Below are 22,713 nucleotides of genomic sequence, written 5' to 3' on the forward strand. Positions count from 1 at the left end.
AAAGAAGCGTCAAGCAAAGTGGAGACAGGCGAATGATTATTGGTGTGCCCAAGGAAGTTAAGGATCACGAGAGCCGCGTAGGGGTAACCCCGGCCGGCGTTAAAGCACTGGTCGAGGCAGGACACAAGGTTCTCGTGGAGCATGATGCTGGCGCGCTGTCGGCTATGCCGGATGACGAGTACCAGTCTGCGGGTGCCGAGATCGTCGGCTCAGCCTACGATGTGTGGCGGCTGGCCGAGATGGTGGTCAAGGTGAAGGAGCCGGTCGAGAAGGAGTACAAGAACTTTCGCGAGGGCCTGGTTCTTTTTACGTATCTTCATCTGGCACCGCTGAACGACCTGACGGATGCGCTGCTTACCTCGAAGGTGACGGGGATTGCGTATGAGACGGTTCGCGATCGCGCGGGAGCGTTGCCGCTGCTGACGCCGATGAGCGAGGTTGCCGGACGGATGAGCGTGCAGGTTGGCGCAGCTTATCTTGAGAAGGAGCATGGCGGGCGTGGCGTTCTGCTGGGCGGGGTTCCGGGCGTGCCTCCGGGGAACGTCTGCATTATTGGCGGCGGTATTGTGGGGACAAACGCCGCGAAGATTGCGCTGGGCATGGGCGCGAAGGTGACGCTGATTGATTTGAACCTGAATCGGCTGCGGGAGCTGGATGACATCTTTGGCGGCCGGATCTATACGGTTGCGTCGAATAGTTACAACATCGAGCATGCGGTTCGGGAGGCTGATCTGGTGATCGGCGGCGTTCTGATTCCGGGTGCTGCTGCGCCGAAGATTGTGACAAAGGCGATGGTGGCGAAGATGAAGAAGGGTGCGGTGATCGTGGATGTAGCGATCGATCAGGGAGGGTGCATTGAGACGGCGCACCCGACGACCCACTCGAATCCTTCGTACGAGGTGAACGGCGTTGTGCACTACTGCGTGACGAATATGCCTGCCGCGGTGCCGAATACCTCGACGCTTGCTTTGACGAATGCGACGTTTCCTTACGTGCTGAAGCTGGCGCGGCTGGGGGCGAATGCGGCGATCAGCGAAGACAAGGGCATCGCCGAGGGCGTGAATACCTTCAACGGTGTGCTGACTTATGGTGCGGTGGCGCAGGCGCAGAAGCGTGAGTGGCAGGCGGTGGCGAAGCTCGTTTAGAGCAATTTCCCTGTTGCTGTGGAGTGGAAGATATACCGCAGTGCCGGTTTCCTTGAGAGAAAACGGCCATGACTGCATTGACTCGCTTGTACACCCACAGGGAAATTGGTCCAGCCGCCGCGGTTGTTGGGGATGGAGCGAAGGAAGCGCTGGTGGCCGCATATAATCGGGGGGACTGAATCAGGGGAGTGGGAGGGCGGGCGATGGGCACGACTGCGAACCGGCGAAAGATTTGGATCGTGGCGCTGGGCGCGTGCCTGCTCATCCTGTTTGTGGCTCTGGCGACGCTGAATGCGTTCAATACGCAGCTGCCAAAGCCTGCCAGCACGCAGCAGACGGTCATCTTTACTGGGCTGTCGATTGTGGCGTTTCTGCTGTTTGTTACGGTGCTGCTGATGCTGGTCCGCAATGTGCTGAAGCTGTATGCCGACCAGCGCAGCCGGGTGATGGGCACGCGTCTGCGCACGCGGATGCTGTGGGGCGCGGTGCTGGTGAGCCTGGTTCCGATTGCTTCGATGTTTGCGTTCAGCTATCAGCTGATGAACCGCGCGGTCGATCGCTGGTTTACGCAGCCGGTTACGGACATGCGCGAAGACAGCAATAACATGGCGCTGGAGCTGGCGCACTATACGACGGCGAATGCTCGTGCTGAGGCGGATTCGATCGCTGCGAGTTTGCCGGCGGCGCCGGTGGTTGCTCCTGTGGCCAAGGCGGCGGGTGGTGGGAGCGAAGCTGCTTCGGGTCGGGGTTCGGGACGCCGCTCGAACCATGGGTCGTTGCCTGGGAGTGCTCAGGCGGTCGCGCCGGCTGCGTCTCGGAATCGCGAGGCGATCCATGAGGTTCTGCGACAGCACGAGATTACGCTGCAGAATGGCTTTGCGATCGTGTATCGCGAGGGCCGCGTGGTGGCTTCGTTTCACATGCCGCAGGGGACTGGCGCGACGGCGAAGGTTAAGGTGTGGCTCCCCGATCAGGTGGCCGCCGATATGGATAAGTCGAGCGCTCAGGCGCCTGCCGATCCCGTGGATGCTGCGATTCTTGCTGCTGCCCAGCGCATGGACCAGCCGGTTTTTTCTCTTGGCGCCACGGACTACGCGCTCGGCGCAACGACTTTGAAACAGGGCGAGACTGTCGTGGTTGGCCTACCGATGCCGTTTGGGATGGCGGCGACGATGACCAATCTGCGCAAGGCGGCGGATGCGTACTGGGTGCTCTATAGCGAGCGGCGTCAGATTCGGGATCTTTATATGCTCCTGCTGCTGATGATGACGAGCCTTGCTCTGTTCGCGTCGTGCTGGCTTGCGCTGCATCTGTCGAAGCAGGTGACCAAGCCCGTGGAGGCGCTGGCGGATGCGATGGAGGCTATCGCGCAGGGGGACTACGGCCATCGCGTGCAGGAGAGCGCGACCGAAGAGCTGGGGGAGCTGGTGCGGAGCTTCAACCATATGGCGGCGGATCTTGAGGGCAGCCGGCGTGCGGTGGAGGAGTCTACGGTGCAGCTTAGCGCGGCGAATACGGCGCTTGAGGCCAGGCGCGGCGAGCTTGAGACGATGCTTGAGACGATTCCGAATGGCGTGGCGACGCTCGATACAGATCGCCGGATCATCCTTGCTAACCGGGCGCTTAGCGAGATGATGGACCCGGGTGGGCAGAGGCCGTTCTATGGGCTGGTGATGGAGGAGGTCTTTCCGCCTGAGGTCTCTGAGGTGCTTGATCGGTTGATTAAACGCAGCCATCGCATGGGGTCGGCGTCAAGTGAGATCGAGATTCCCGGCTTTCCGCAGAGCTCGGACGACAGGTTTGGCGGGACGATGAACCTACTGGCTACGGTCGCGCTGCTGGAGATGCCGGCGGCGACCGAACGAATGCGGCGCGAGCATCAGGGCTATGTGATAGTGCTTGAAAATGCGACGGAGCTGCTGCGGGCGCAGAAGCAGTCGGCGTGGAAGGAGGTGGCGCGGCGTGTGGCGCATGAGATCAAGAATCCGCTCACGCCGATCAGTCTGAGTGCGGAACAGATTCGCCGCCATATCGACCGCCTTGCGCGTGCTGTCGCTGAGGCCACGCCTGCCAGCGCTCCGGAGCCGCCCTCGATCGCTGTCATTCGTCGATGTTCGGAGGTGATTACCTCGTCGGTCGAGAGCATGCGGTCGCTCGTCGATCAGTTTGCCGCGCTTGCGGAGTTTCCGACGGCGCGGCCAAAGCCTGCGGACCTCAACACGATTGTCGAGAACTCGCTCGCGCTGTTTGCTGGACGGATGCAGACGGTTCGCGTCGTGCGCAAGATGAGCCCCGACCTGCCGCTGGTGATGGCGGATCCTGAGGCGCTGAAACGCGCGCTTGGCAATCTCATCGATAACGCCGCTGAGGCGATGCAGCAGAGTCTCTATCGCGAGCTGCAGATCAGCACTTGTCTGCTGGAGAACGGAATGGTCGAGCTTGCGATTGCGGACAGTGGCTCGGGCCTTACCGATGACATGCGCGAGCGCCTCTTTCTGCCTTACTTCTCGACCAAGCAGCGTGGCACGGGCTTGGGTCTCGCGATTGCCGCGAAGATTATCCAGGAGCATCAGGGCACTATTCGCGCGGAGAAGAATGAACCTGCGGGCGCGAGGTTCATCATCGAACTGCGTCCGGCTCTCTCGCCTGACAGCGACCCGGAAGCGCCGGCGGCCTTAAGTGCCTTCGCCACGCCGCAGAACGGTCATCAGCCGACGGTTGAGGTTGAGTCTGTCGCGGACACTCCAGTTCACAGCAACACCAAAGCAGAGGACGACTTTGCCTCCACCCTCCCCAGAGGCCCCCAATGAACCACGTACTCATCGTTGACGACGAAGCCGAGATTCGCGAGTCGCTCGAAAGCATCCTTCGTGAAGAGGACTATCTCGTCACCACTGCCGCTACTGCCGGTGAAGCGCTCGAGCTACTGCGGGATGCTGCCTACGATGTCGTCCTGCTCGACATCTGGCTGCCGGATCGCGACGGCCTCGATACTTTGACCGAGATCCGTCAGATGGAGTCGAGCAATGTTCCTGAGGTCGTCATCATCAGCGGCCACGGCACGATTGAAGCTGCGGTGCGTGCTACCAAGCTTGGGGCGTACGACTTTCTGGAGAAGCCTCTCTCGCTCGACCGCACGCTGATCGTCTTGAAGAATGCGATGAAGGCTCGGCAGATGCGCGAGGATAACCAGGAGTTTTCGCGTCAGCTTGCGAAGGGAACAGTGACAGGAAACTCTGTTCCCATGAAGGCGCTGCGCCAGCAGATCAAGCTGATGGCTCCTACGAACGGGCGCGTGCTGATCTATGGGGAGTCGGGGGCAGGGAAGGAGCTTGTCGGCAGAGCGATGCATGCGGAGAGTCTGCGCAAAGACCGGCCTTTTGTGGAACTCAACTGCGCGGCGATTCCAGAGGATTACATCGAGAGCGAACTCTTCGGTTATCGCCACGGAGCTGTGCCGGGTGGGCCCACTGAGAAGCGCGGAACGTTTGAGCGCGCGGACGGAGGAACGTTGTTCCTCGACGAGGTTGGCGACATGAGCCTGAAGACACAGGCCAAGGTGTTGCGGGCGCTCGATGAGCAGCGCTTTCTTCCGGTCGGCGCTTCGCATCCTGTGCACGTCGATGTGCGGGTGATCGCCGCGACGAATAAGGATCTTGAAGAGGAGATCGCTCGCGGCAACTTTCGCGAAGACCTGTTCTATCGCCTCAATGTCATTCCGTTTTTTGTGCCGCCTCTGCGCGACCGCAAGGAGGATATTCCTCTCCTCGTCAAAGAATTTCTGCAGCAGTTTGGCGCTGAGTACGGCCGTCCTCACGTCGAGATGACCGAAGATGCGCTTGCTGCTTTGAAGCAATACCACTGGCCGGGCAACGTGCGTGAGTTGCGCAATCTTGTTGAGCGCGTGCTGATCCTGAACCCGAAGACGCAACGCATCGAGCGCAAACATCTGCCGATGCTGGTCTATCGCGACTCGGCCAAGGACTCCAACAAGGGTAATGGACGCGAGGAGTTCACCAGCCTGCTGCAGGCTCGTGAGGCGTATGAACGCGACTACATTTTGAAAAAATTAGATGAGTTTCATGGCAATGTCAGCCGCGCCGCTGAGGGGCTGGGTCTTGAACGCAGTCATTTGTATCGCAAGATGAAAGCTCTGGGCGTCAGCGTCAAAGAATAGCTACTTTGAATCGCTACTTTCTTGCTTTGCGATACGCCTTCTCCAGGCGTTTCAGGGCTGCTGCAAGTTTGTCATCGTCTTCGACCGCGAAGCTTTGCCACTTTTCACGCTCAGTCGGTCCAGGTTCATTCAGTTTCGTTGCGATTGTGTTCGGCTGCTCCAACCCTCTGGTGCCGGGAAGCAAGGCAAAGATCGTGTCGCCCCGATAGATGCTGAACATGCCAAACATGCGGCCTATCCGTGTCTCAGGCCACCGTTGTACCTCGTCTATCAACAGACTCGACCGGCGCTGCATCTCCTCAGATACCTTGGGTAGCGCTGGCCGTCTGGCTCCCATCTCACTCTTCCGTCTGCTGTTTTTCTGCAATTAACTCCAACTGCCGACGCCAGTCGAGGTCTTCGACGAAGCCGCGGCTGGAGCGCCACTCTTCCTGAACCTTGACGAAGAGTTCGAGAAAGACGCGTGTGCCGAGGAGTGGTTCGATGTCTTTGCGGGCTGCGGTGCCGATGCGCTTCAGCATCTCGCCCTGCTTGCCGATGAGGATTGCTTTCTGTCCGGTGCGCTCGCAGAAGATTGCGGCGGAGATCTTCGTCACGGGCAGCTTGCCGTCCTTCATCTTCTTCATGGAGGCGGGCTCTTCGAACTTCTCGATGACGACCGCGGTGGCGTAGGGGACCTCTTCGCCGGTGAGCATGAGAATCTTTTCGCGGATGAGTTCGGCGACGAGGAAGCGCTCAGGCTGGTCAGTCAGTTGATGCTTGGGGAAGTAGCGCTGGCCCTCTTTGAGCTGTCCGACGACCTTCTCGAGAAGAAGATCGAGGCCCTCCTTCTTGCGGGCTGAGATGGGAATCACGTCGGCAAACGGATGCAGTGTGGACCAGTGCGCGATCAGCGGGAGCAGGTCTTTCTTGGGGATCGCGTCCATCTTGTTGAGGACGAGAATGACTGGGCACTCCAGCTTTTTGATCAGCGAGAGGGCGAAGTCGTCCTCGGCGGCGGACATGCCCATGCGGCCTGTGGTCTTGCCACTGTCTCCTGCGCCGGGGACCTTTGGCAGGCGGTGGGTCACGTCGACGATAAACAAGACGGCATCGCGTGACTCCAGCGCATCGTGGACCTCCTGCATCATGCGGCGGTCGAGCTGGGTGTCGGGCTTGTGGATGCCGGGTGTGTCGACCAGAACCACCTGCGCGGCGGGGTGACCGGGCTCGCCTTTGGCCTTCTTTTTCAGAGGAACTTCGAGCACGCCATGGATGCGTGTGCGCGTCGTCTGCGGCTTGTGCGTGACGATCGCCAGCTTCTGCCCGAGCAGGGCGTTGAGCAGAGTGGATTTGCCCGCGTTGGGGCGACCGATGATGGATACGAAACCGGAGCGAAAGGCCATTCTCTTTATTATGCGCTGTTGCGGTGCCCGAATTCGCAAACCTCGTCTAAACTGGCTCGTATGAGATTCACCAAACTGCGGACGGCACGCAGAGTCGCTCGAGGTCTGGCCCTGTTATCTTCTGTCACCGCGCCGCTGTTTCTTTCGGCTCAAGCTATCAAACCGTTCTCTTCGATTGAGGTTCACTCTGATCGGACGGTGACCTTCGCCTATAAGGATGCCGCGGCCGGCAAGGTGGAGCTGGTCGTGGGCGGGCTTCCGAAGAAGCTGCCGATGAAGAAGGATACGGCCGGCATCTGGACGGTGACGACGCCGTCGCTGCCGCCTGAGATCTATGGGTATCACTTTGAGGCGGATGGCGACTTCCGGCTGGATCCTGCGAATCCGGATACGACGATCAACCTGGTTGATGTTGCGAATGAGCTGACGGTTCCGGGCGATACGCCGCAGCTGTGGGAGGTGGCCGACGTTCCGCACGGCGTTCTGCACCACTACAACTACACAACGAATATTGTTCAGGGGCTGCCGCAAAATCAGAGTCGCTACTACGTGTATACGCCTCCGGGCTACGATCCGAAGGCTCCGCAGCCGTATCCGGTGCTCTATCTGCTGCATGGATGGAGCGATTCGGACTCGGGCTGGACGGCGGTGGGTCGCGCGGATCTGATGCTCGACAATCTGCTGGCCCAGGGCAAGATCAAGCCAATGGTAGTGGTGATGCCGCTGGGTTACGGGGATATGTCCTTCCTGCACCAGTTTTATGTGTGGGAGGACCCGGCCGCCATTGATCGCAACACGGATCTGTTTACCAAGGCGCTCCTTACGGAGGTGCTTCCGCGGGTTGAGGCGGAGTATCACGTCTCGAAGGATCGCAACGATCGGGCTATCGTCGGACTGTCCATGGGCGGACTTGAAAGCCTCTCGATTGGGCTCTCGCATACGGATAAGTTTGCGTGGGTGGGAGGATTCAGCTCGGCTGTGCACAATTTGAACTACGAGAACAGACTGGCTGCGCTCGACCCCAAGACGGCGGACCTTCGCCTGCTGTGGGTAGCGTGCGGAACGGAGGATTCGCTGATCGAGCCGAACCGCAAGCTGGCGGAGTTTCTCAAGAGCAAGAAGATGCCGGTCAAGCAGATTGAAACACCCGGCTATCACACGTGGATGGTGTGGCGGGATAATTTGAGCCAGTTTGCTCCGCTGCTCTTTCAGTCGAAGTAGCTGTTGAGAGTGGGCGTTATCTATCTGTTGCTGGTGCGTTGATCTCTTTGAGGTAGGCCGGGCTTAGCGTGCCTTTTGTCTTTGCGAGTGCGAGGAGAGTGGGGTAGAACTGGACGAATGTCGTGTCTACGGCGGCGTGACTCTCGTGGCATTCATAGCAGGAGGCGGGGCGCTTCACCACTTTGGCGGTGCCTTTGGGAGCGTCGAACTCGAAGAATCCCCAGCCGCCTTCGAGCTTCGCGTCCTTGACGTGGACCTCGATGCCCATGATCTCCGGGGATTGCGTGTGGCCGTTCTTGTTGATCGAACTGGCACCCTCGGCGCCGCGAATCTCGAGCACGAGCGTGGTCTTGTCGGGCCAGGTTCCAGTCTGGAGGAAGGCTCGATAGGAGCTGGGGTTGACGAAGACGTTGTCGAACATGGAGTGGCCCATCATGGACGCTTTGGGGCTGTAGCTCATGTCGACGCCGGAGGTGAGGAAGACCCACTCGCGGTAGTGCTCGGGCATCTTGAACTGGCCTTCCGTCGTGTAGCTTTGGCCAACTCCCTCGGCGATATCAGGGTAGGACCGGACATTCTCTTGTTGTGGCAGGAGGGCAACCAGGAGCAGCAGGAGCGCGGAACGCAGCATGGATTTACCTCGTCATCGGATTCAGGGTCTCATGGCAATACGGTCTGGCGGGGGATTTCGTTCAACAGCGAAAAGAGATAGGGAAGAGAGAAAAAGTTGGTCTCCGCATCCAGCACGCCACCTCCGTCTGCGCTCAACTTCGCGGATAATCAGTGCTAGCGCATGGAATCTTTCTTTACACGGTATAAAAACGTTCTGGTGCTGGTGGCGATCCTGCTGGCCCAGACGATCGGCCTTGCGGTGCAGGTTCGCCGCCCGGTCGAGTCGGGCGCTCCCGACAGCAGCAAGGTTACGCTTATCCGCTACTGGGCGGTGTCCGTCGTGACTCCGTTTGAGCGATTTTTTCATGGGATCGGTTATACCTTCCGGCATGGCTGGTCGAACTACGTGGATCTGCGTCACACCCGGCAGGAGAATCATGACCTCCAGGAGCAGATCGCGCGGCTGCGGCTGGAGCAGGCCTCCTTCGCCGAAGACGCCATGCAGGGGCACCGTCTGCAGGCCATGCTGGATTTCCAGCAACACTACGTGTCGACTACGGTCGCGGCACAGGTGATCGGGACGAGCGGGAACGATCTCTCTCGCGTGGTCTATATAGATAAAGGCGCGAAGGATGGTCTGAAGGCGGATCAGGCGGTTATTACTCCGGATGGCATCGTCGGCAAGATCCGCGATGTCTTCCCGCATACCTCGCAGGTGCTGCTGATCAACGACCAGACCTCGGGGGCGGGCGTGCTGCTGGCTACGACGCGGATTCGTGCGATTCTTCGCGGCAGCACCACCGGTCAGATTCTCATCAACAATCTGACTCCGGATGATCGGATCAAGCCCGGCGAACAGGTGCTCAGCTCGGGTGGCGACCAGGTCTACCCGCGCGGGCTTCCCGTCGGCACCATCGAGTCGATCAAGGTCGACCCGGATCATCAGCCTTACACGCTCATCCAACTTCGACCCGAAGCCAATCTGAATCAGCTTGAGGAGGTTCTGGTTATCACCGGGACCCAGACTACGCTGCCTGCTGCGGCCCAGAAGGATCTGGCTGCAGGAGCCGCGACTGCCGAGGCCCAGGCCGCCGCCAAACAGCTTGCAGACCAGCAGGCCGCTGAAGCTGCTGCGCGGTCGGCGGCTCAGATCGTGGCGGACCGGCTGCCCAGCATTCACGAGGGCGACGACGACACCACCAAGACGGGAGCTGCGGCAACACCCGCCGCCAAGACTCCGCCCGTCAACGTGGTTCCGAAGCCGCTTCCGACCCTTCACTCTGACCGTTATTCGCCGGGAGCGACGCCTTCGGCTGCCGATCTCAGACCCGGGGCTCCTGAGGCGGCCAATCCGGTTGTGCCTCAGACGCCGACTCCGGACGCAACGACTCAACCAGCAACACCGAAGCCGGTACAGCCTAAGCCTCGCAAACCTCAGCCTCCAGCGGACTCGGCTCAGCCCCCGACCCAGTCCCCAAACCCTCAGCCGTAGCAGTCTGCTAAAAACACCATGGCTACCCGCAGCTTTACATCCCGTCGAGAGCTAGAGCAGCACAGCTTTCCCTCTGCCGTCGCGTTGCTGGTTCCGCTGGGCGCGATCCTTCTGCAGGCGCTGCTCCCCCGGCCCTTTCCCCGGCTTGCCATCCTCGATCTCCCCTTGATCGTGACCATCTTCTTTGCCGTTTCGCGCCGCAACCCCGTCGCGGGGACCCTTACCGGTGCGGCCATTGGGCTTCTTCAGGACGCCCTCACCGCTCAGCCCATCGGGGTCAACGGCATGGCGAAGTCTGTCATCGGCTACATTGCGGCCAGCATTGGCATCCAGGTTGACGTTGAAAACCTTACGACGCGTATTTTCATCAACTTCGGATTCTTTCTTATCAACAGCTTTCTGCTTTTTCTGATCAACCGCCGTCTGCTTGGACTGACGAACTTTCACATCTACTGGGGACATGAATTTATCCGTGCCGCGATTAACACTGTCGTCGCGCTTCCCATCTTTTATCTGCTGGATAACACCAAACGCACCGAGTGAAAGCGAACTTCGACCGTCTAAACGGTACTTACGACACAACAGTGGTAGTCACGGATCACCGACTCCCGCCGTAAACTGAGATCAGCCATGCAAATGACCCACCATATCGACCCGAACGACGTCGGCCCCAATGGAAGGGCTGAGAAGGTCTCTGCGGGAAAACTTCATGCGGCCCAATATATTGTCGCGGGCATTCTGATTGTGCTGATCACGGGTCTCTGGCGCTTGCAGGTTCTTGGAGCGGACAACTTCCGCGCGCTCGCCGAAGCTAATCGAATTCGCAAGGTTCCAATCCTTGCGCCGCGTGGGAGGCTCTTTGATCGTGAGGGCCGGCTGCTTGTCGACAACTACCCTTCGGTCTCCTGCTACCTGCTGCGTGAGCAGGTCAAAGACCTCGATGTTGATCTGCCTCTCATCTCGCAGGGCCTCCACATCCCCATAGAGCAGATTCAGTCCACGCTTCGCCGTTACCAGATCGCACCGAAGTATCAGCCTATTCCACTGAAGCAGGACATCTCTCCTGACGAGCAGGCCTTCATCGCTGCGCATCGCGATGAGCTCCCCGAGCTTGAGACCCTCGACGAGCAACGCCGTCTCTATCCTCGGGACGGATTCGCCGCTCACCTCATCGGGTATGTTGGCGAAGTCTCCGAGCAGATGCTCGACGACCCACGCTACGCCTTCTACTCTCCCGGCGATGTCGTCGGCCGCTCCGGTGTCGAGCAGACCTACGACGCACTGCTTCGCGGGAAAGACGGCAGCCGCGACGTCATCGTCAACAGCCACGGCAAGGAGCTTGGACACCTCGGGCAAGAGCTCGCCATTCCTGGCAAAGATCTGAAGCTCACCATCGATCTTGACCTCCAGATCGCTGCGGAAAAAGCTCTCGATGGCAAGAACGGCGCCATCGTCGCGATGGACCCTCACACCGGCGAGATCCTCGCGATGGTCTCGCGTCCGACCTACGATCCCAACCAGTTCTCCGTCCGTCTCACCAAAAACTACTGGAACGAGATCATCAATAATCCGGATCACCCGCTGCTGAATAAGAGCCTTCAGGCGCAGCTTGCTCCGGGCAGTACCTTCAAGATCATCATGTCAGTGGCCGGCCTGCAGGAGAATGTCGCTCAGACGATGCATGTAAGCTGCAACGGCGGGGCAGAGTTTTACGGCCACTTCTATGCCTGCGACAAACACCACGGCGCGGTCGACATCAACAACGCGATTCCTTACTCCTGCGACACTTTTTACTACACGCTTGCCAATCGGCTTGGCATCGATACGATCGCGAAGTACGCCACCTCCGTGGGTCTGGGGCAAAGGACCGGCATCGACCTGCCCGATGAGGTCACCGGGACGATGCCTTCTACGGCGTGGAAGCTGAAGACGCAGCATGACAAGTGGTTTGCGGGCGAGACCATCTCGGTCGGCATCGGTCAGGGGGCCGTTACAGCGACGCCGATGCAACTGGCGCGTGCGCTGAGTGGTATCGCATCGGGTGGAGTCTTCCGCCGTCCCCACGTGATCTTCGCCGATGAAGTTCCGCCGGAGATGCAGCAGGCGATTCAGGAGTCCTTCCCCGGCTCGGGCGATGCGATCATTCCACTGACCACCGAGAACTGGCAGCTGATCACCGACGCGATGGCGAACGTGACCAGCAGCCCCATCGGCACTGCCTACGCTGCGCATCTTGAAGGGGTCGACTTCGCGGGCAAGACCGGGACGGCTCAGGTCATCGGCCACGACGCTCTTGCCAAGACAAACAAGGGCCACAACACGGAGCCGAATGCGTGGTTCGTCGGCATGGCTCCGCGGCGCAATCCCGACATCGTCGTCGCTGTGCTCTGGGAGCATGGCAACTGGGGCAACAACTCCGCCAAGCTCGCCTCGCAGATCATTGATGCGTATGTGAACAAACAGCGCAAACGCGACAATAACATCCGCATCGCAACTACTCCTGAGCCCGCCAAGCCCGCGGCTCCAACCAGCGAAACACCTACCGTACCCAGCGCAGAATAGGACAGACCAGCCATGCCCCGCCTCTCCTCTTATCGCGACTTCGACTGGGTCCTTCTCGGATTTGTGCTGCTGCTCTCGCTGATCTCTGTGCTTGAGATTAAGTCGGCTACGCTGCACACCAAGTTCCACGGCTTCGACCACAAGCAGGTCCAGTTTCTCGCCGGTGGCATTTTCCTGATGTTTGTCATCTCGCTGATCGACTATCACCGGCTGATCGATATCATCCACTGGGCCTATGGCGTCAGCGTGCTCTCGCTGATTGCTGTTCTGATCGTCGGCACCAAGGTTCTCGGCGGACGCCGCTGGATTAAATTTCCTGGCGGCATTCACTTTCAGCCGTCCGAGTGGGTGAAGCTGGTGCTGATCCTCGCGGTGGCCCGCTACTTCTGGGGGCTGGCGGGGAAGGAGCTTACGTGGGGGGATATCGGCAAGGCTGCGGCTATGGTGATGGTGCCGATGGCGCTCGTGCTCAAGCAGCCAGACCTTGGGACTGCGTTGACCTATCTTCCTATCTTGATCTGCGGGTTGTTTCTTGGCGGCATTCGCGTCAAGCAGGTTGGCCTGGTCGTGCTGGCGATTGCGCTTATCGGCGGGGTCGCCTGGAAGAGCGGCAAGCATCTGAAGCCGTATCAGCAGGCACGCATCAACGCGTTCATGGATCCTGACTCCGACCCACGCGGCTCCGGGTACCAGATTCGTCAGTCTCTTATCGCTGTCGGCTCCGGCGGCATATGGGGGAAGGGTGCGAACAAGGGGACACAGACTCAGGGAGACTTCCTCCCCATCCCGTACACCGATTTTATCTTTGCGGCCTTCTGCGAGGAGCACGGCTTTGTGGGTGCGATCGGGGTTCTGCTGCTCTACTTTCTTATTTTGATGCGTCTGATTCAGAACGCCCAGACCGCCTCCGATCTTCCCGGCAGCTTCATCATCATGGGGGTGGTCGCAGTTATCGTCTTTCAGATCGCCGTTAATGTTGGCATGGTCGTGGGCCTGATGCCGGTCACGGGGATTCCTTTGCCGTTGCTGAGTTATGGCGGCTCGTCGGTTCTGTTTACTTTTCTGTCGCTTGGGATCGTGATGAACATCCGCATGCGGCGGTTCGTGAACTAGCGGATTACAAGGGGTTACAGCTCGACAATAGAGGAATGTGAATGCCGTGTGGCTTTTGCAGCGGCTTTAGTGCAATACTGTTAGCAACACTGTTCGGCTGTAGATGCCGCTCAGTGTACCCCGCTACTCGGGCGCACGGTCGCCAGTCAGCGGCAACAAAAGACTTTTTAGAAGAAAAGGCCGGCCAGCCAGAGACATCGATCCGTTGGCCGGACAGGTTTTAGGGAATGATTGCATCCGGATGGCGAACGGCCCCGCCTCAAATCTCTGATTTTGAGGTTGTTCTGGTCACAAACTCCGCATGTCTCGAAATGCTTGAAGCATCCCCCCGTGTCCCCGATCTACCCGGTATTGCCCAATCCGCGCTCGCCTTGAGTGCGCCCACGGCAGAGCTGCATTCCTACCTCGTACCGGTCGTCGAGTCTTGTTCACGAGCTTCCGCAGCCCGTAATCTGTCCGCTCCACGGTGAGCCACACCTGCCCTCCGGGTCAGGCGAACTCCCGATTGTTCTCTGTCGCGTCTGCCGCTCGAACCTCCTAGAGGTCGGGCAGAAAGAGCACAGCGAATGTCGAAAGAAATTTATATCTCCAGTACCCCCCACGAGACTCGTCTCGCCATCGTCGAAAACGACGCCCTAACGGAAATCTATTACGAGCGCGAGAACGAGTACACTCTCGCTGGATCCATCTACAACGGTAAAGTCACGCGCGTTCTGCCAGGCATGCAGTCCTCCTTCGTGGATATCGGCCTCGAGCGCGATGCCTTCCTCTACATCACGGACTTCATGGAGGAGGCCGGCGACTCGGCTGACTTCGATACCAATGGCGACTCCGGCCGCCGCTCCGAGGGTCGGCGCAGTGACCGTGGCGACCGCAACGGCAGCCCCACCACCATCGAAGGCACGATAGCCAGCCCTCCGGATCGCCTCGACCAGACCAGCGACTCCGGTGTCCGCTCTTCCGAGCGCACAGACCGCGGTGATCGAGGTGGACGTAGCGACCGTGGCCGCGGTGGCAGAGGCCGTCGGGACCGTGGTGGCAACCGTGACCGCCAGCCCATTGCAGATCCGCTCGCGCCTGCTTCGCCGGACGACAGCTTCAACGCCCCAGTGACTGACTTCTTCTCCGCTGATCAGCCGACTGAAAATCTCACCGACCGAAACGACGCGGGCGAGATCGGCGAAGGAGCGCCTGGCGCTGATGGCAGCCGCCGCTGGCGTGGCCGTCGTGGCCGTCGTCGTGGCCGTGGCCCAGGGCAGCGCGACGAGTCGCCGAACGTCGCTGGTGCCACTCCGGAGAACGCCTCCGGTGAGGCCGTCTATGACGAAGACTCTTTCGACATCGACGGAGCCGCTGCGCCTATCGCGCCTGCCAACAGCACGACAGCTCCAATCGCCTCTGCCTATGGGGCCCCCGAGACAAGCACCTCCTCCCCGGAGAACTTGGACCGTGGCAATCGCGACCGAGGAAACGAACGTGGCGCCCGCAATGATCGCGGAGGCCGTAGTCGCGGAGGTCGCAACGACCGCGACGACCGCGGCAACCGTGGAGATCGAGGAGATCGTGGTGGACGTGACCGCGAACCACGCGTCCCTCGTGGCTTCGCTCCCAAGACTGCGCTCTACGGCGTAGACGACGCACCCGCCTACGATCAGGCCCCGGAGCTCGACGCCAACGCGCCCGAGCCCATCGTTCTCCCTGGCGAGTCTCTCTCCAAGTACCGCAAGGGCGGAGAGGAGCCGGTAGCCGCAGCGTCCAAACCTGCCGAGACCAATGTCATCATTCCGTCGGCGCCGGAGTTCAGCATCCCTGAAGGCTGGGACGGCGGATCGATTCTTCCGGGAGAGTCTCTCTCCCGCCATCGCCGCAACGAACCCCGCACAGAGAGCCGCAACCAGCCCCGCGCAGAGCATCGCCAGGAAGCCCGCGCCGACTACCGCAATGCCAGTCCCGCGCCTTCTCTGCCTCGCGCCGAAGTCATTCGTGAAGCAGACGGATTCAGCGTCGGCGAGACGATCGTCACGGAGACGAAGGAACAGCCCGAGGTTCTTCTCGCCACGCATCCCGACCTCATCTCGCACGAACAACTCCAGCACGAGACTCCAGCCGAGCCCGTCGAGTATGAACCTACCGACGCTTCTGCCTCCTACCGCATCGATCCCGCGGCTCCCAGCGAGTACCGCCAGAGCGCGCCAGTGCTCGATGCTCCTGAGGAGGTTCACGCAGAGACTCATGGCGAGCCGCAAGCTCACGATCACAGCGCCGAGCACAGCGCAGCCCACAGCATCACGCCTGCTCCAGACGAGCATGTTGCGCAGCTCCGCACTGAGCCTGCGCACACCGCGTACGAACCATTTGACTGGCAGACCCCGGCGGCAACCCCCTTTGAGCCTGCGTCCGCGCACGTTGAGCGTGCAGTTCTCGCCGAGGCAGCTCCCGCGCCGCACGAGTTGACCACGCTCCACGCTACCGGCGAGATGCACTCTGAGGCTCCGGTCGCGATCTTTACGCCCGAGCATGCCACCGAAACCGTCTCGCCGATTGAGCACGAGACTGCTGTCGCGAATCCGGCCGACAACGTCGTCGCAGACCAGGCAGCTCCGCAGCACTTCTCGCCCGGCATCGGCTCTCTCGAGGAGGAGACACTCGACGAGGAGGACTTCAACGCTACCCTCCACGCCAGCTCCATCGAAGAGATGGACGACTTTGAAGAAGAAGAGACACTCGAAGGCGCAGCCGATCTCGGCACTATGATTCGCGAGATGTCCATCGACCAGATCACCCGCTCCGGCAACGTGGACGAAGATGAAGAGGACGACCTCGAAGAAGAGGACGCTATTTACGATCCTCTCGTCGGCGACCTCGAGGACACTGACGAAGAAGACCTCGACGAATCGGACACCGAAGAAGATGTTCTGCATGAGGAGTTCGTGGAAGGCGACGAAGTAGCTGCAAACGGATTCGATCAGGCGCAGGCTGGTGCTCCGGCTCCCGCGACAGACCGCAATCGTGATCAGGACCGTGGCCGTGGCCGCCGCGATGGTCGTCGTGATGGCCGCCGCGGAGATCGCTATGGCCGCAGCGACCGAAACGACCGCCCCCGCAACACCGGTGGCGCAGGCGACCGTGAGCGCTCCAGCAGCGGACGCGATCGCCGTGGTGGCCGCAGTTCGATGCAGTCCACCAATCTGCCGGCCATCAGCGAACTGCTCAAGCCCGGTCAGGAGATCCTGGTTCAAATCGCCAAGGAGCCCATTGCGAAGAAGGGTGCGCGTATTACCTCGCACATTGCGCTGCCTGGCCGCTTCCTTGTCTTCATGCCGACCGTCAATCACACCGGGGTCTCCCGCAAGATCGACTCCGATAGCGAGCGCCGTCGTCTGAAGGAGATTCTGCTCAGCGAAAAGGGCGATGCTGCTGGCGGGTTCATCGTTCGCACTGCCGCATCGGGAGCCAGCGAAGAGGAGCTTCGCTCTGACCTGCGCTTCCTGCTCAATCTCTGGGCCGACATCAAGCAGCGCTCCGAGTCCTCGAAGTCTCCGGCGCTGATCTATCACGATCTCAATCTCGTTGAGCGCATCCTTCGCGATCAGGTCACGGACAACTTCTCCGCCATCTGGGTCGACAGCGAGAGCGAGTACGAGCGCGTTCTGCGCTTCCTGCAGCGCTTTCAGCCATCGCTGATTCGTCGCGTCAAGCTCTACACCAAAGAGACTCCTCTCTTCGAGCAGTTCGGCATCACCGAAGAGATCAACAAGGCGCTCCGCTCCAAGGTGTGGCTCAAGTCCGGTGGCTCCATCGTCATCAACCAGACCGAGGCGCTCGTCGCGATCGACATCAACACCGGCAAGTTCGTCGGCAAGACGGCTCGCCTTGAAGACACCATCGTCAAGACCAACCTCGATGCGATCCCTGAGATCGTTCGTCAGATTCGTCTGCGCGATCTAGGCGGCATTATCATCATCGACTTCATCGACATGGATGAGCGCAAGAACCGCAACAAGGTTATGGCTGCGCTGGAAGAGGAGTTGAAGACTGATCGTGCTCCTTCGAAGGTTCTTCAGTTCAACGACTTTGGTCTGGTCGCCATCACTCGCAAGCGGGTCAAGCAGTCGCTTGAGCGCACTCTGTCCACCACTTGCAACATTTGCACCGGCACCGGGATGGTCAAATCACCCGTCACCGTCTGCAACGACATCTACATCGAGATGCGCAAGATGCAGAAGCATCTCGACCGCGGCGACGTGATGCTTCGCGTCAACCCGGAGGTCGTCAAACAGCTCAAAGCTCCAGGCACCAAGTGGCTTCAGGAGATGGAAGAGATGGTCGGCAAGACGATCCTCGTCAAATCCGATCCCAGCTTGCACCCTGAGCAGTTCGACATTCACTAGACCGCTGTTTCTGAGAGGAGCTGCGCTTCAGCCTGTGACGAGATTCCGAAAAAAGATCGATTCATGGCATGAGATACTACGGGCGTCCAACGCATCGGGACGCCCGTAACTATTCTTCCCTCAGCATCTTCTGGCAAACGCAAAATGTAAAAACTCCGCCGGAGTGTCATCCTAAACAACATTTCCTGCGTCTTACACAACAAGCGCGTAAGAGTCGGGTTCAAGCCAATGAAGAACCTTACAGCACCAAGGGAGCCACGCAAAGATGCACACCACGATCACTGGGAATCGCCTACACCGTATCCTTGGCCGCACCGCGGCAGTCACTTTTTTTGCTGCTGCAGGGACCCTGGGCCTTCACGCGCAGCAGTCTGCCGGCACCGCATCCCCATTGCCGCCGGTTAATATAAAAGCGAGTCTGGTTACACCGCTCAATCTTTCCACTCCGGACGATCTCGGCTACAGCAGCAGCACGGGCAGTGCAGAGACCGCCAGTGCCGTGGACTTCAACCTCAGCAGCGATGTGAGCCAGCCTCCGCCGCGTCGTCGTTACAGCCGCCCAAACTACAGCGATAGCCATACCAACGCGGATGGCTCCGCGAAGTATACCTTCCTTGTCGGTGGGGGCTTCACTCTACCGACTGGCGGAACCCACAACTACGCGACGCCAAGTTGGAAGATCCAGGCCGGCGTTGGGCGCAACTTCAACAAGACCTTCGGAGTCATCGCCCAGTTCGACTACGATAAGTTCGGCATTCAGACCAGTACTCTCAATAACCAGCTTGCCCTCTACAATAATCTGTGCCCGACCTGCGGCTTTCCACAGATAAGCGGCAACGTCCATGATTGGTCCTTCACGCTCAATCCAATCGTGAACTACTATACGTCCGATACCCTCGGGGCATATGTCGTCGGTGGCCTTGGCTTCTACCACAAATACACCAACTTCACTACTCCGGTGACTGGTACGTGTTTCGACCCATATTATGGCTACTACCAGTGTTCGGCCAATCAATCCATCGACTGGTATACCAGCAATGCCTTCGGGGTGAATGCCGGCCTTGGCGTTACCTACAAGGTCTCGCGCTTTGCCTCGACGCGGTTCTACGCTGAGGCACGGTATGTCTGGACTGATAATAAGCCTCGTCCGTTCGATGTCAGCGGTACTACGAGCTACTTCAATGCGTTTCCGCAGGCCAGCGCGCGGACGACATACATTCCGGTCACCTTTGGACTCCGCTTCTAGCGTTTACCTGCGGGATCGAGCTGCAAAAGAAGAGAGGCACGCCGCCTCTCTTCTTTATTTTCTAAACTCTGCCTTGGGCGGTCTCTTCCGGTCGCGGGCTATCGCAGCCGAAGAAAAAATCCCGCAGTCACGCCGGCCACGGTTGCCAGGCTCATCAGCATCTGATGTCCGACCCCGCGCTGACGCATCTCCCATGTATTTGTCCACAACACTCCCATAAGAACGACCATCAAAGCCATGCCGCCAATCCACGGAGAGTGATCCGTGCCAAGGACGAGTGCTGCCGCATAACCCCCTATCGCAGTGCACACCAGCCACACCCCATCCTGAAGAAATTTGTATCTCGGCGTGATGCGATAGTCTCGCGCAACCAGATCAGGCAGGGACGTAGTAATGGCAAAGGTTGCCGCCATCGACAGGCCGACCGTGAGCAAATACCCAAGACTGATTGCAAGTAGAAGAAAAGCGCCAGTAATCATGAACCTATTCTGGTCTCCTGCGCTGCGATTTTGCCGACAGTTCTTCAGGAGACATCGACAGCCAGTCTATCAGTCTCAATCGTCTAAATGCCTACCGGATACGGCTTCTCGTGCATCTCCTGGTCGGGGTCGCGGCTCCGTTCGAAACGACCCTGCAGCAGGCTCAACAAGCCGGTGTACCAGTACCCGAACACAAAAAGCACTAGAAACGGTACCGTAAAGAAGTTCTCCGTCGAAATCGCATAGTAGACGGTCCAAGCAAAGTAGCATCCAATCGCCATCTCAATCCAGGGAATAACGCCCAGCCGTTTGCGATATACCTTTGCCTGGCTCTTCTCACCCTTCTTCTTCACGCTGTACTTCGGCGTCCTGGCGAACGCGCTCTTCACTCCCAACAGCGCCTCCATCACCGCCTTGGTATTGGTGATGGTCAAGCCCACCCCGCCCAGCGCCATGACGAACGGCACGTAGATGATGGACTTGTACCAGCTCTTCGGATAGAGCTCCTTCTGGCTCACCATGTAGAACGTTGAAACCGACATCGTGCTTGCGATGAACAGAGGAAAGTCGATCAGCAGCATCTGGATATAGCCCTGCCAGCTGCGAATAATCATCGCCGGCATCAACAACACACTCAGCACGATCATCAGCGGATAACTGATATTCGCCGTCAGGTGATACCACGCCTCGAGCTTCGTATGCCACGGCGCATCGCTCTTCAACACCCTCGGCAGAATCTTCTTTCCCGTCTGGATCAGACCCTTCGCCCATCGTGCCTGCTGCGTCTTAAAGGCGGTCATCTCAATCGGCAGCTCCGCTGGACATTCCACGTCCTGCAGATATTTGAACTGCCACCCCACGAGTTGGGCCCGGTAGCTCAGGTCAGTATCCTCGGTCAACGTGTCGTGCTGCCAGCCGCCTGCGGTTGAGATCGTCTCCCGCCGCCACATCCCCGCTGTGCCGTTGAAGTTGAAGAACACCCCAGCCCGGCTTCGTCCTCCGTGCTCGAGCACAAAGTGCCCATCCAGCAGAATCGCTTCAACCTGCGTAAGGAAGCTGTAGTTTCGATTCAGGTGGGTCCACCGCGTCTGCACCATGCCGATCTCAGGCTGCGCGAAGTGGTGAATCACCTGCATCACCCACTGGCGCGGCGGCACAAAGTCCGCATCGAAGATCGCCACAAACTCGCCTCGAGCAACATCGAGGCCTTTGTCCAGAGCTCCCGCCTTGTACCCATGCCGATTGCTGCGGTGCAGATAAACAATCGGCTGAGGGGCCATGCCGACAAATCCGCGCGCGTAACGTTCGACGATCTCCCGCGCCACGCCGGTCGTCTCGTCGGTCGAGTCGTCCAGCACCTGAACCTCAAACCGGTCTCGCGGATAGTCCAGACTGCACACCGCCTCGATCAGCCGCTCGATCACAAACTGTTCATTGAAGATCGGAAGTTGAACCGTGACAAACGGCAGTTGTCCCTCAGCGAACCGCATCGGTGGCTCACTCCACTTAGCTGCGTTCTTTTTGTTTTTGAAGTAGAGCCACACCAGCTGATAGCGGTGAATCCCATAAAACGCCAGAATGATCATGACGATGAAGTAGGGAATCAGCATCGCCGTATCGAAGGCATTCCATCGATACAAGTGCTCGAAGGTCTTGTCTGCGTAGTGGGTCTTCCAATAGTGACCGAAGCCCTTTGGACCGACCAGCAACCCGAGTTGGGACGTCAGTGTTTGAAGAGAAAATTGCAGGATCGTTGCTCCGCGAAAGGTTCGGGTACCCAACCGATTCTACGCGAATCTAGTTCAAGAACATCGTCCGGTAGACCGTATCGCGTTGAACCGGCTTGAATCCCGCGTCGCGAATCACTTGGCGCAACTGCTCCTCGGTCGCCGCATTGGCACCCTCGGCGTGGAGCACGCTGCCTACATCGTTGCCGCCGAAGCGTAGACCGACCTGCAGCACCTTCAGTCCTTGCGTCTCCAGGTTCGACTGCACGTTATCGATGTTGTCGAGGTACATGCGCGAGATGGCCAGCGTCTTCAGATACTCGACTGCGGTTGCCTCCTCAAACCCCGGCATTGACGCGGCTTTGGGCGCGAAGCTCCACGGCGTGAACGAGGCAAAGCCGTTCGTCTCTTGCTGCAGACCGCGCACAGCTTCAAGGTGATTTACGCGATGCTCGATCGTCTCGCCGCCGCCGAAGGTCATGGTCGCGGTTGTCTGCATGCCGAGCTTGTGAGCGGCGCGATGGACAGCGAGCCAGTCCGCCGTGGTCCACTTTGTGCGGGTGCCCTGCTGTACTGCATCGTCGAGAATACCCGCGTCATCACCGGGGATTGAGTCCAGTCCGGCATCGTGCAGGCGCGCGATAGTGTCTTCTATGGTGGCTCCGGTCTGCTTGGCGATGGAGAGGATCTCGCCGGCGGAGAGGGAGTGGAGCCAGAGGGAAGGGAAGCGTTTCTTGATGCTGCGAAAGAGCCCGTCAAACCAGGAGATTGTGAGCGCAGGGGTTACCTCGCCCTGCAGCATCACGCCGTGGCCGCCCCTCTCCACGATGTGGGAGATCTCTTCGCAGAGTTGATCAAAACCCGCGCCAGTTGCGGACTGCGCGTAGGTGACTCTTCCGTCGATCGCGTAGCTTACGACGCCTTCGGGGTGCAGACGGCGGCGGACGGCGTCGGCTTCCATTCCAATTCCAATCAGATCATCGCTACGAAAGCAGTCCAGCGCTTCGTTCCGGCTAATTCCCATGGTTCAATTCTACGGTTTTTGGCAGAAAAAAATCTGGGATGGGGGAATAGTGGTTTTTCAGGGGTATTTTGTGTTTTTGGGTGATTTTGCTGTGGTGAAAACGTGGTGAAGTTGTGGTGAAATGCGTGGCTGATGTGGT

At 59.3% G+C, this 22,713-nt stretch carries 16 protein-coding genes; 10 read left to right on the forward strand and 6 right to left on the reverse strand.

The window, feature by feature from the left end:
- The first annotated feature begins 32 nt into the window (after positions 1-32).
- The 3 genes from ald to HDF09_RS17755 all read left to right on the forward strand — a co-directional run bounded on the left by ald (position 33) and on the right by HDF09_RS17755 (position 5,322).
- Positions 33-1,145: an alanine dehydrogenase gene (gene ald / locus HDF09_RS17745; protein ID WP_183768810.1), complete on the forward strand. Its 1,113-nt coding sequence runs from the start codon at positions 33-35 to the stop codon at positions 1,143-1,145.
- 203 nt (positions 1,146-1,348) lie between these two features.
- The gene (locus tag HDF09_RS17750) at positions 1,349-3,955 is read left to right on the forward strand and encodes a sensor histidine kinase (RefSeq protein WP_183768811.1); all 2,607 of its coding nucleotides are present in this window, start codon (positions 1,349-1,351) and stop codon (positions 3,953-3,955) included.
- Positions 3,952-5,322, forward strand: coding sequence for a sigma-54-dependent transcriptional regulator (locus HDF09_RS17755; RefSeq protein WP_183768812.1), 1,371 nt, complete (start codon positions 3,952-3,954; stop codon positions 5,320-5,322). The genes HDF09_RS17750 and HDF09_RS17755 overlap by 4 nt, the downstream gene beginning before the upstream one ends.
- A gap of 13 nt (positions 5,323-5,335) precedes the next feature.
- On the opposite strand, the gene HDF09_RS17760 is transcribed toward HDF09_RS17755, so the two are convergent.
- The gene (locus HDF09_RS17760) at positions 5,336-5,551 is read right to left on the reverse strand and encodes a hypothetical protein (RefSeq protein ID WP_183768813.1); all 216 of its coding nucleotides are present in this window, start codon (positions 5,549-5,551) and stop codon (positions 5,336-5,338) included.
- Between the two features lie 109 nt (positions 5,552-5,660).
- The gene (gene era, locus HDF09_RS17765; protein WP_183768814.1) at positions 5,661-6,707 is read right to left on the reverse strand and encodes a GTPase Era; all 1,047 of its coding nucleotides are present in this window, start codon (positions 6,705-6,707) and stop codon (positions 5,661-5,663) included.
- 60 nt (positions 6,708-6,767) lie between these two features.
- Between era and HDF09_RS17770 the strand changes: the two genes are divergently transcribed.
- On the forward strand, positions 6,768-7,928 hold the full coding sequence (locus tag HDF09_RS17770) for an alpha/beta hydrolase (RefSeq protein ID WP_183768815.1): 1,161 nt from the start codon (positions 6,768-6,770) through the stop codon (positions 7,926-7,928).
- Between the two features lie 16 nt (positions 7,929-7,944).
- Here the strand turns inward: HDF09_RS17770 and HDF09_RS17775 are convergent, their stop codons facing one another.
- Positions 7,945-8,559, reverse strand: a complete 615-nt coding sequence (locus HDF09_RS17775; protein WP_183768816.1) for a cytochrome P460 family protein — start codon at positions 8,557-8,559, stop codon at positions 7,945-7,947.
- Between the two features lie 162 nt (positions 8,560-8,721).
- On the opposite strand from HDF09_RS17775, the gene mreC reads away from it, so the two are divergent.
- The 6 genes from mreC (at position 8,722) to HDF09_RS17805 (ending at position 19,344) form a co-directional block, all read left to right on the forward strand.
- Positions 8,722-10,032, forward strand: a complete 1,311-nt coding sequence (gene mreC / locus HDF09_RS17780; protein ID WP_183768817.1) for a rod shape-determining protein MreC — start codon at positions 8,722-8,724, stop codon at positions 10,030-10,032.
- A gap of 18 nt (positions 10,033-10,050) precedes the next feature.
- Positions 10,051-10,575, forward strand: a complete 525-nt coding sequence (mreD, locus tag HDF09_RS17785) for a rod shape-determining protein MreD (RefSeq protein ID WP_183768818.1) — start codon at positions 10,051-10,053, stop codon at positions 10,573-10,575.
- Between the two features lie 87 nt (positions 10,576-10,662).
- On the forward strand, positions 10,663-12,594 hold the full coding sequence (gene mrdA, locus HDF09_RS17790) for a penicillin-binding protein 2 (protein WP_183768819.1): 1,932 nt from the start codon (positions 10,663-10,665) through the stop codon (positions 12,592-12,594).
- A gap of 12 nt (positions 12,595-12,606) precedes the next feature.
- Complete coding sequence (rodA, locus tag HDF09_RS17795; protein WP_183768820.1) at positions 12,607-13,707, forward strand: rod shape-determining protein RodA; 1,101 nt, start codon at positions 12,607-12,609, stop codon at positions 13,705-13,707.
- A 566-nt stretch (positions 13,708-14,273) separates the two neighbouring features.
- Positions 14,274-18,098: an Rne/Rng family ribonuclease gene (locus HDF09_RS17800; protein WP_183768821.1), complete on the forward strand. Its 3,825-nt coding sequence runs from the start codon at positions 14,274-14,276 to the stop codon at positions 18,096-18,098.
- Positions 18,099-18,363: 265 nt separating this feature from the next.
- Positions 18,364-19,344, forward strand: coding sequence for an outer membrane beta-barrel protein (locus tag HDF09_RS17805; protein WP_183768822.1), 981 nt, complete (start codon positions 18,364-18,366; stop codon positions 19,342-19,344).
- A gap of 98 nt (positions 19,345-19,442) precedes the next feature.
- On the opposite strand, the gene HDF09_RS17810 is transcribed toward HDF09_RS17805, so the two are convergent.
- The 3 genes from HDF09_RS17810 to HDF09_RS17820 all read right to left on the reverse strand — a co-directional run bounded on the left by HDF09_RS17810 (position 19,443) and on the right by HDF09_RS17820 (position 22,574).
- Positions 19,443-19,823 (reverse strand): hypothetical protein, encoded by a 381-nt coding sequence (locus HDF09_RS17810; protein WP_183768823.1) that lies wholly within the window; start codon positions 19,821-19,823, stop codon positions 19,443-19,445.
- Between the two features lie 83 nt (positions 19,824-19,906).
- Positions 19,907-21,409 (reverse strand): glycosyltransferase, encoded by a 1,503-nt coding sequence (locus tag HDF09_RS17815; protein ID WP_260181790.1) that lies wholly within the window; start codon positions 21,407-21,409, stop codon positions 19,907-19,909.
- A gap of 211 nt (positions 21,410-21,620) precedes the next feature.
- Positions 21,621-22,574: a radical SAM protein gene (locus HDF09_RS17820; protein ID WP_183768824.1), complete on the reverse strand. Its 954-nt coding sequence runs from the start codon at positions 22,572-22,574 to the stop codon at positions 21,621-21,623.
- Positions 22,575-22,713 lie beyond the last annotated feature (139 nt).

This window comes from Edaphobacter lichenicola (genome assembly GCF_014201315.1).
Classification (GTDB): Bacteria; Acidobacteriota; Terriglobia; order Terriglobales; family Acidobacteriaceae; genus Edaphobacter; species Edaphobacter lichenicola_B.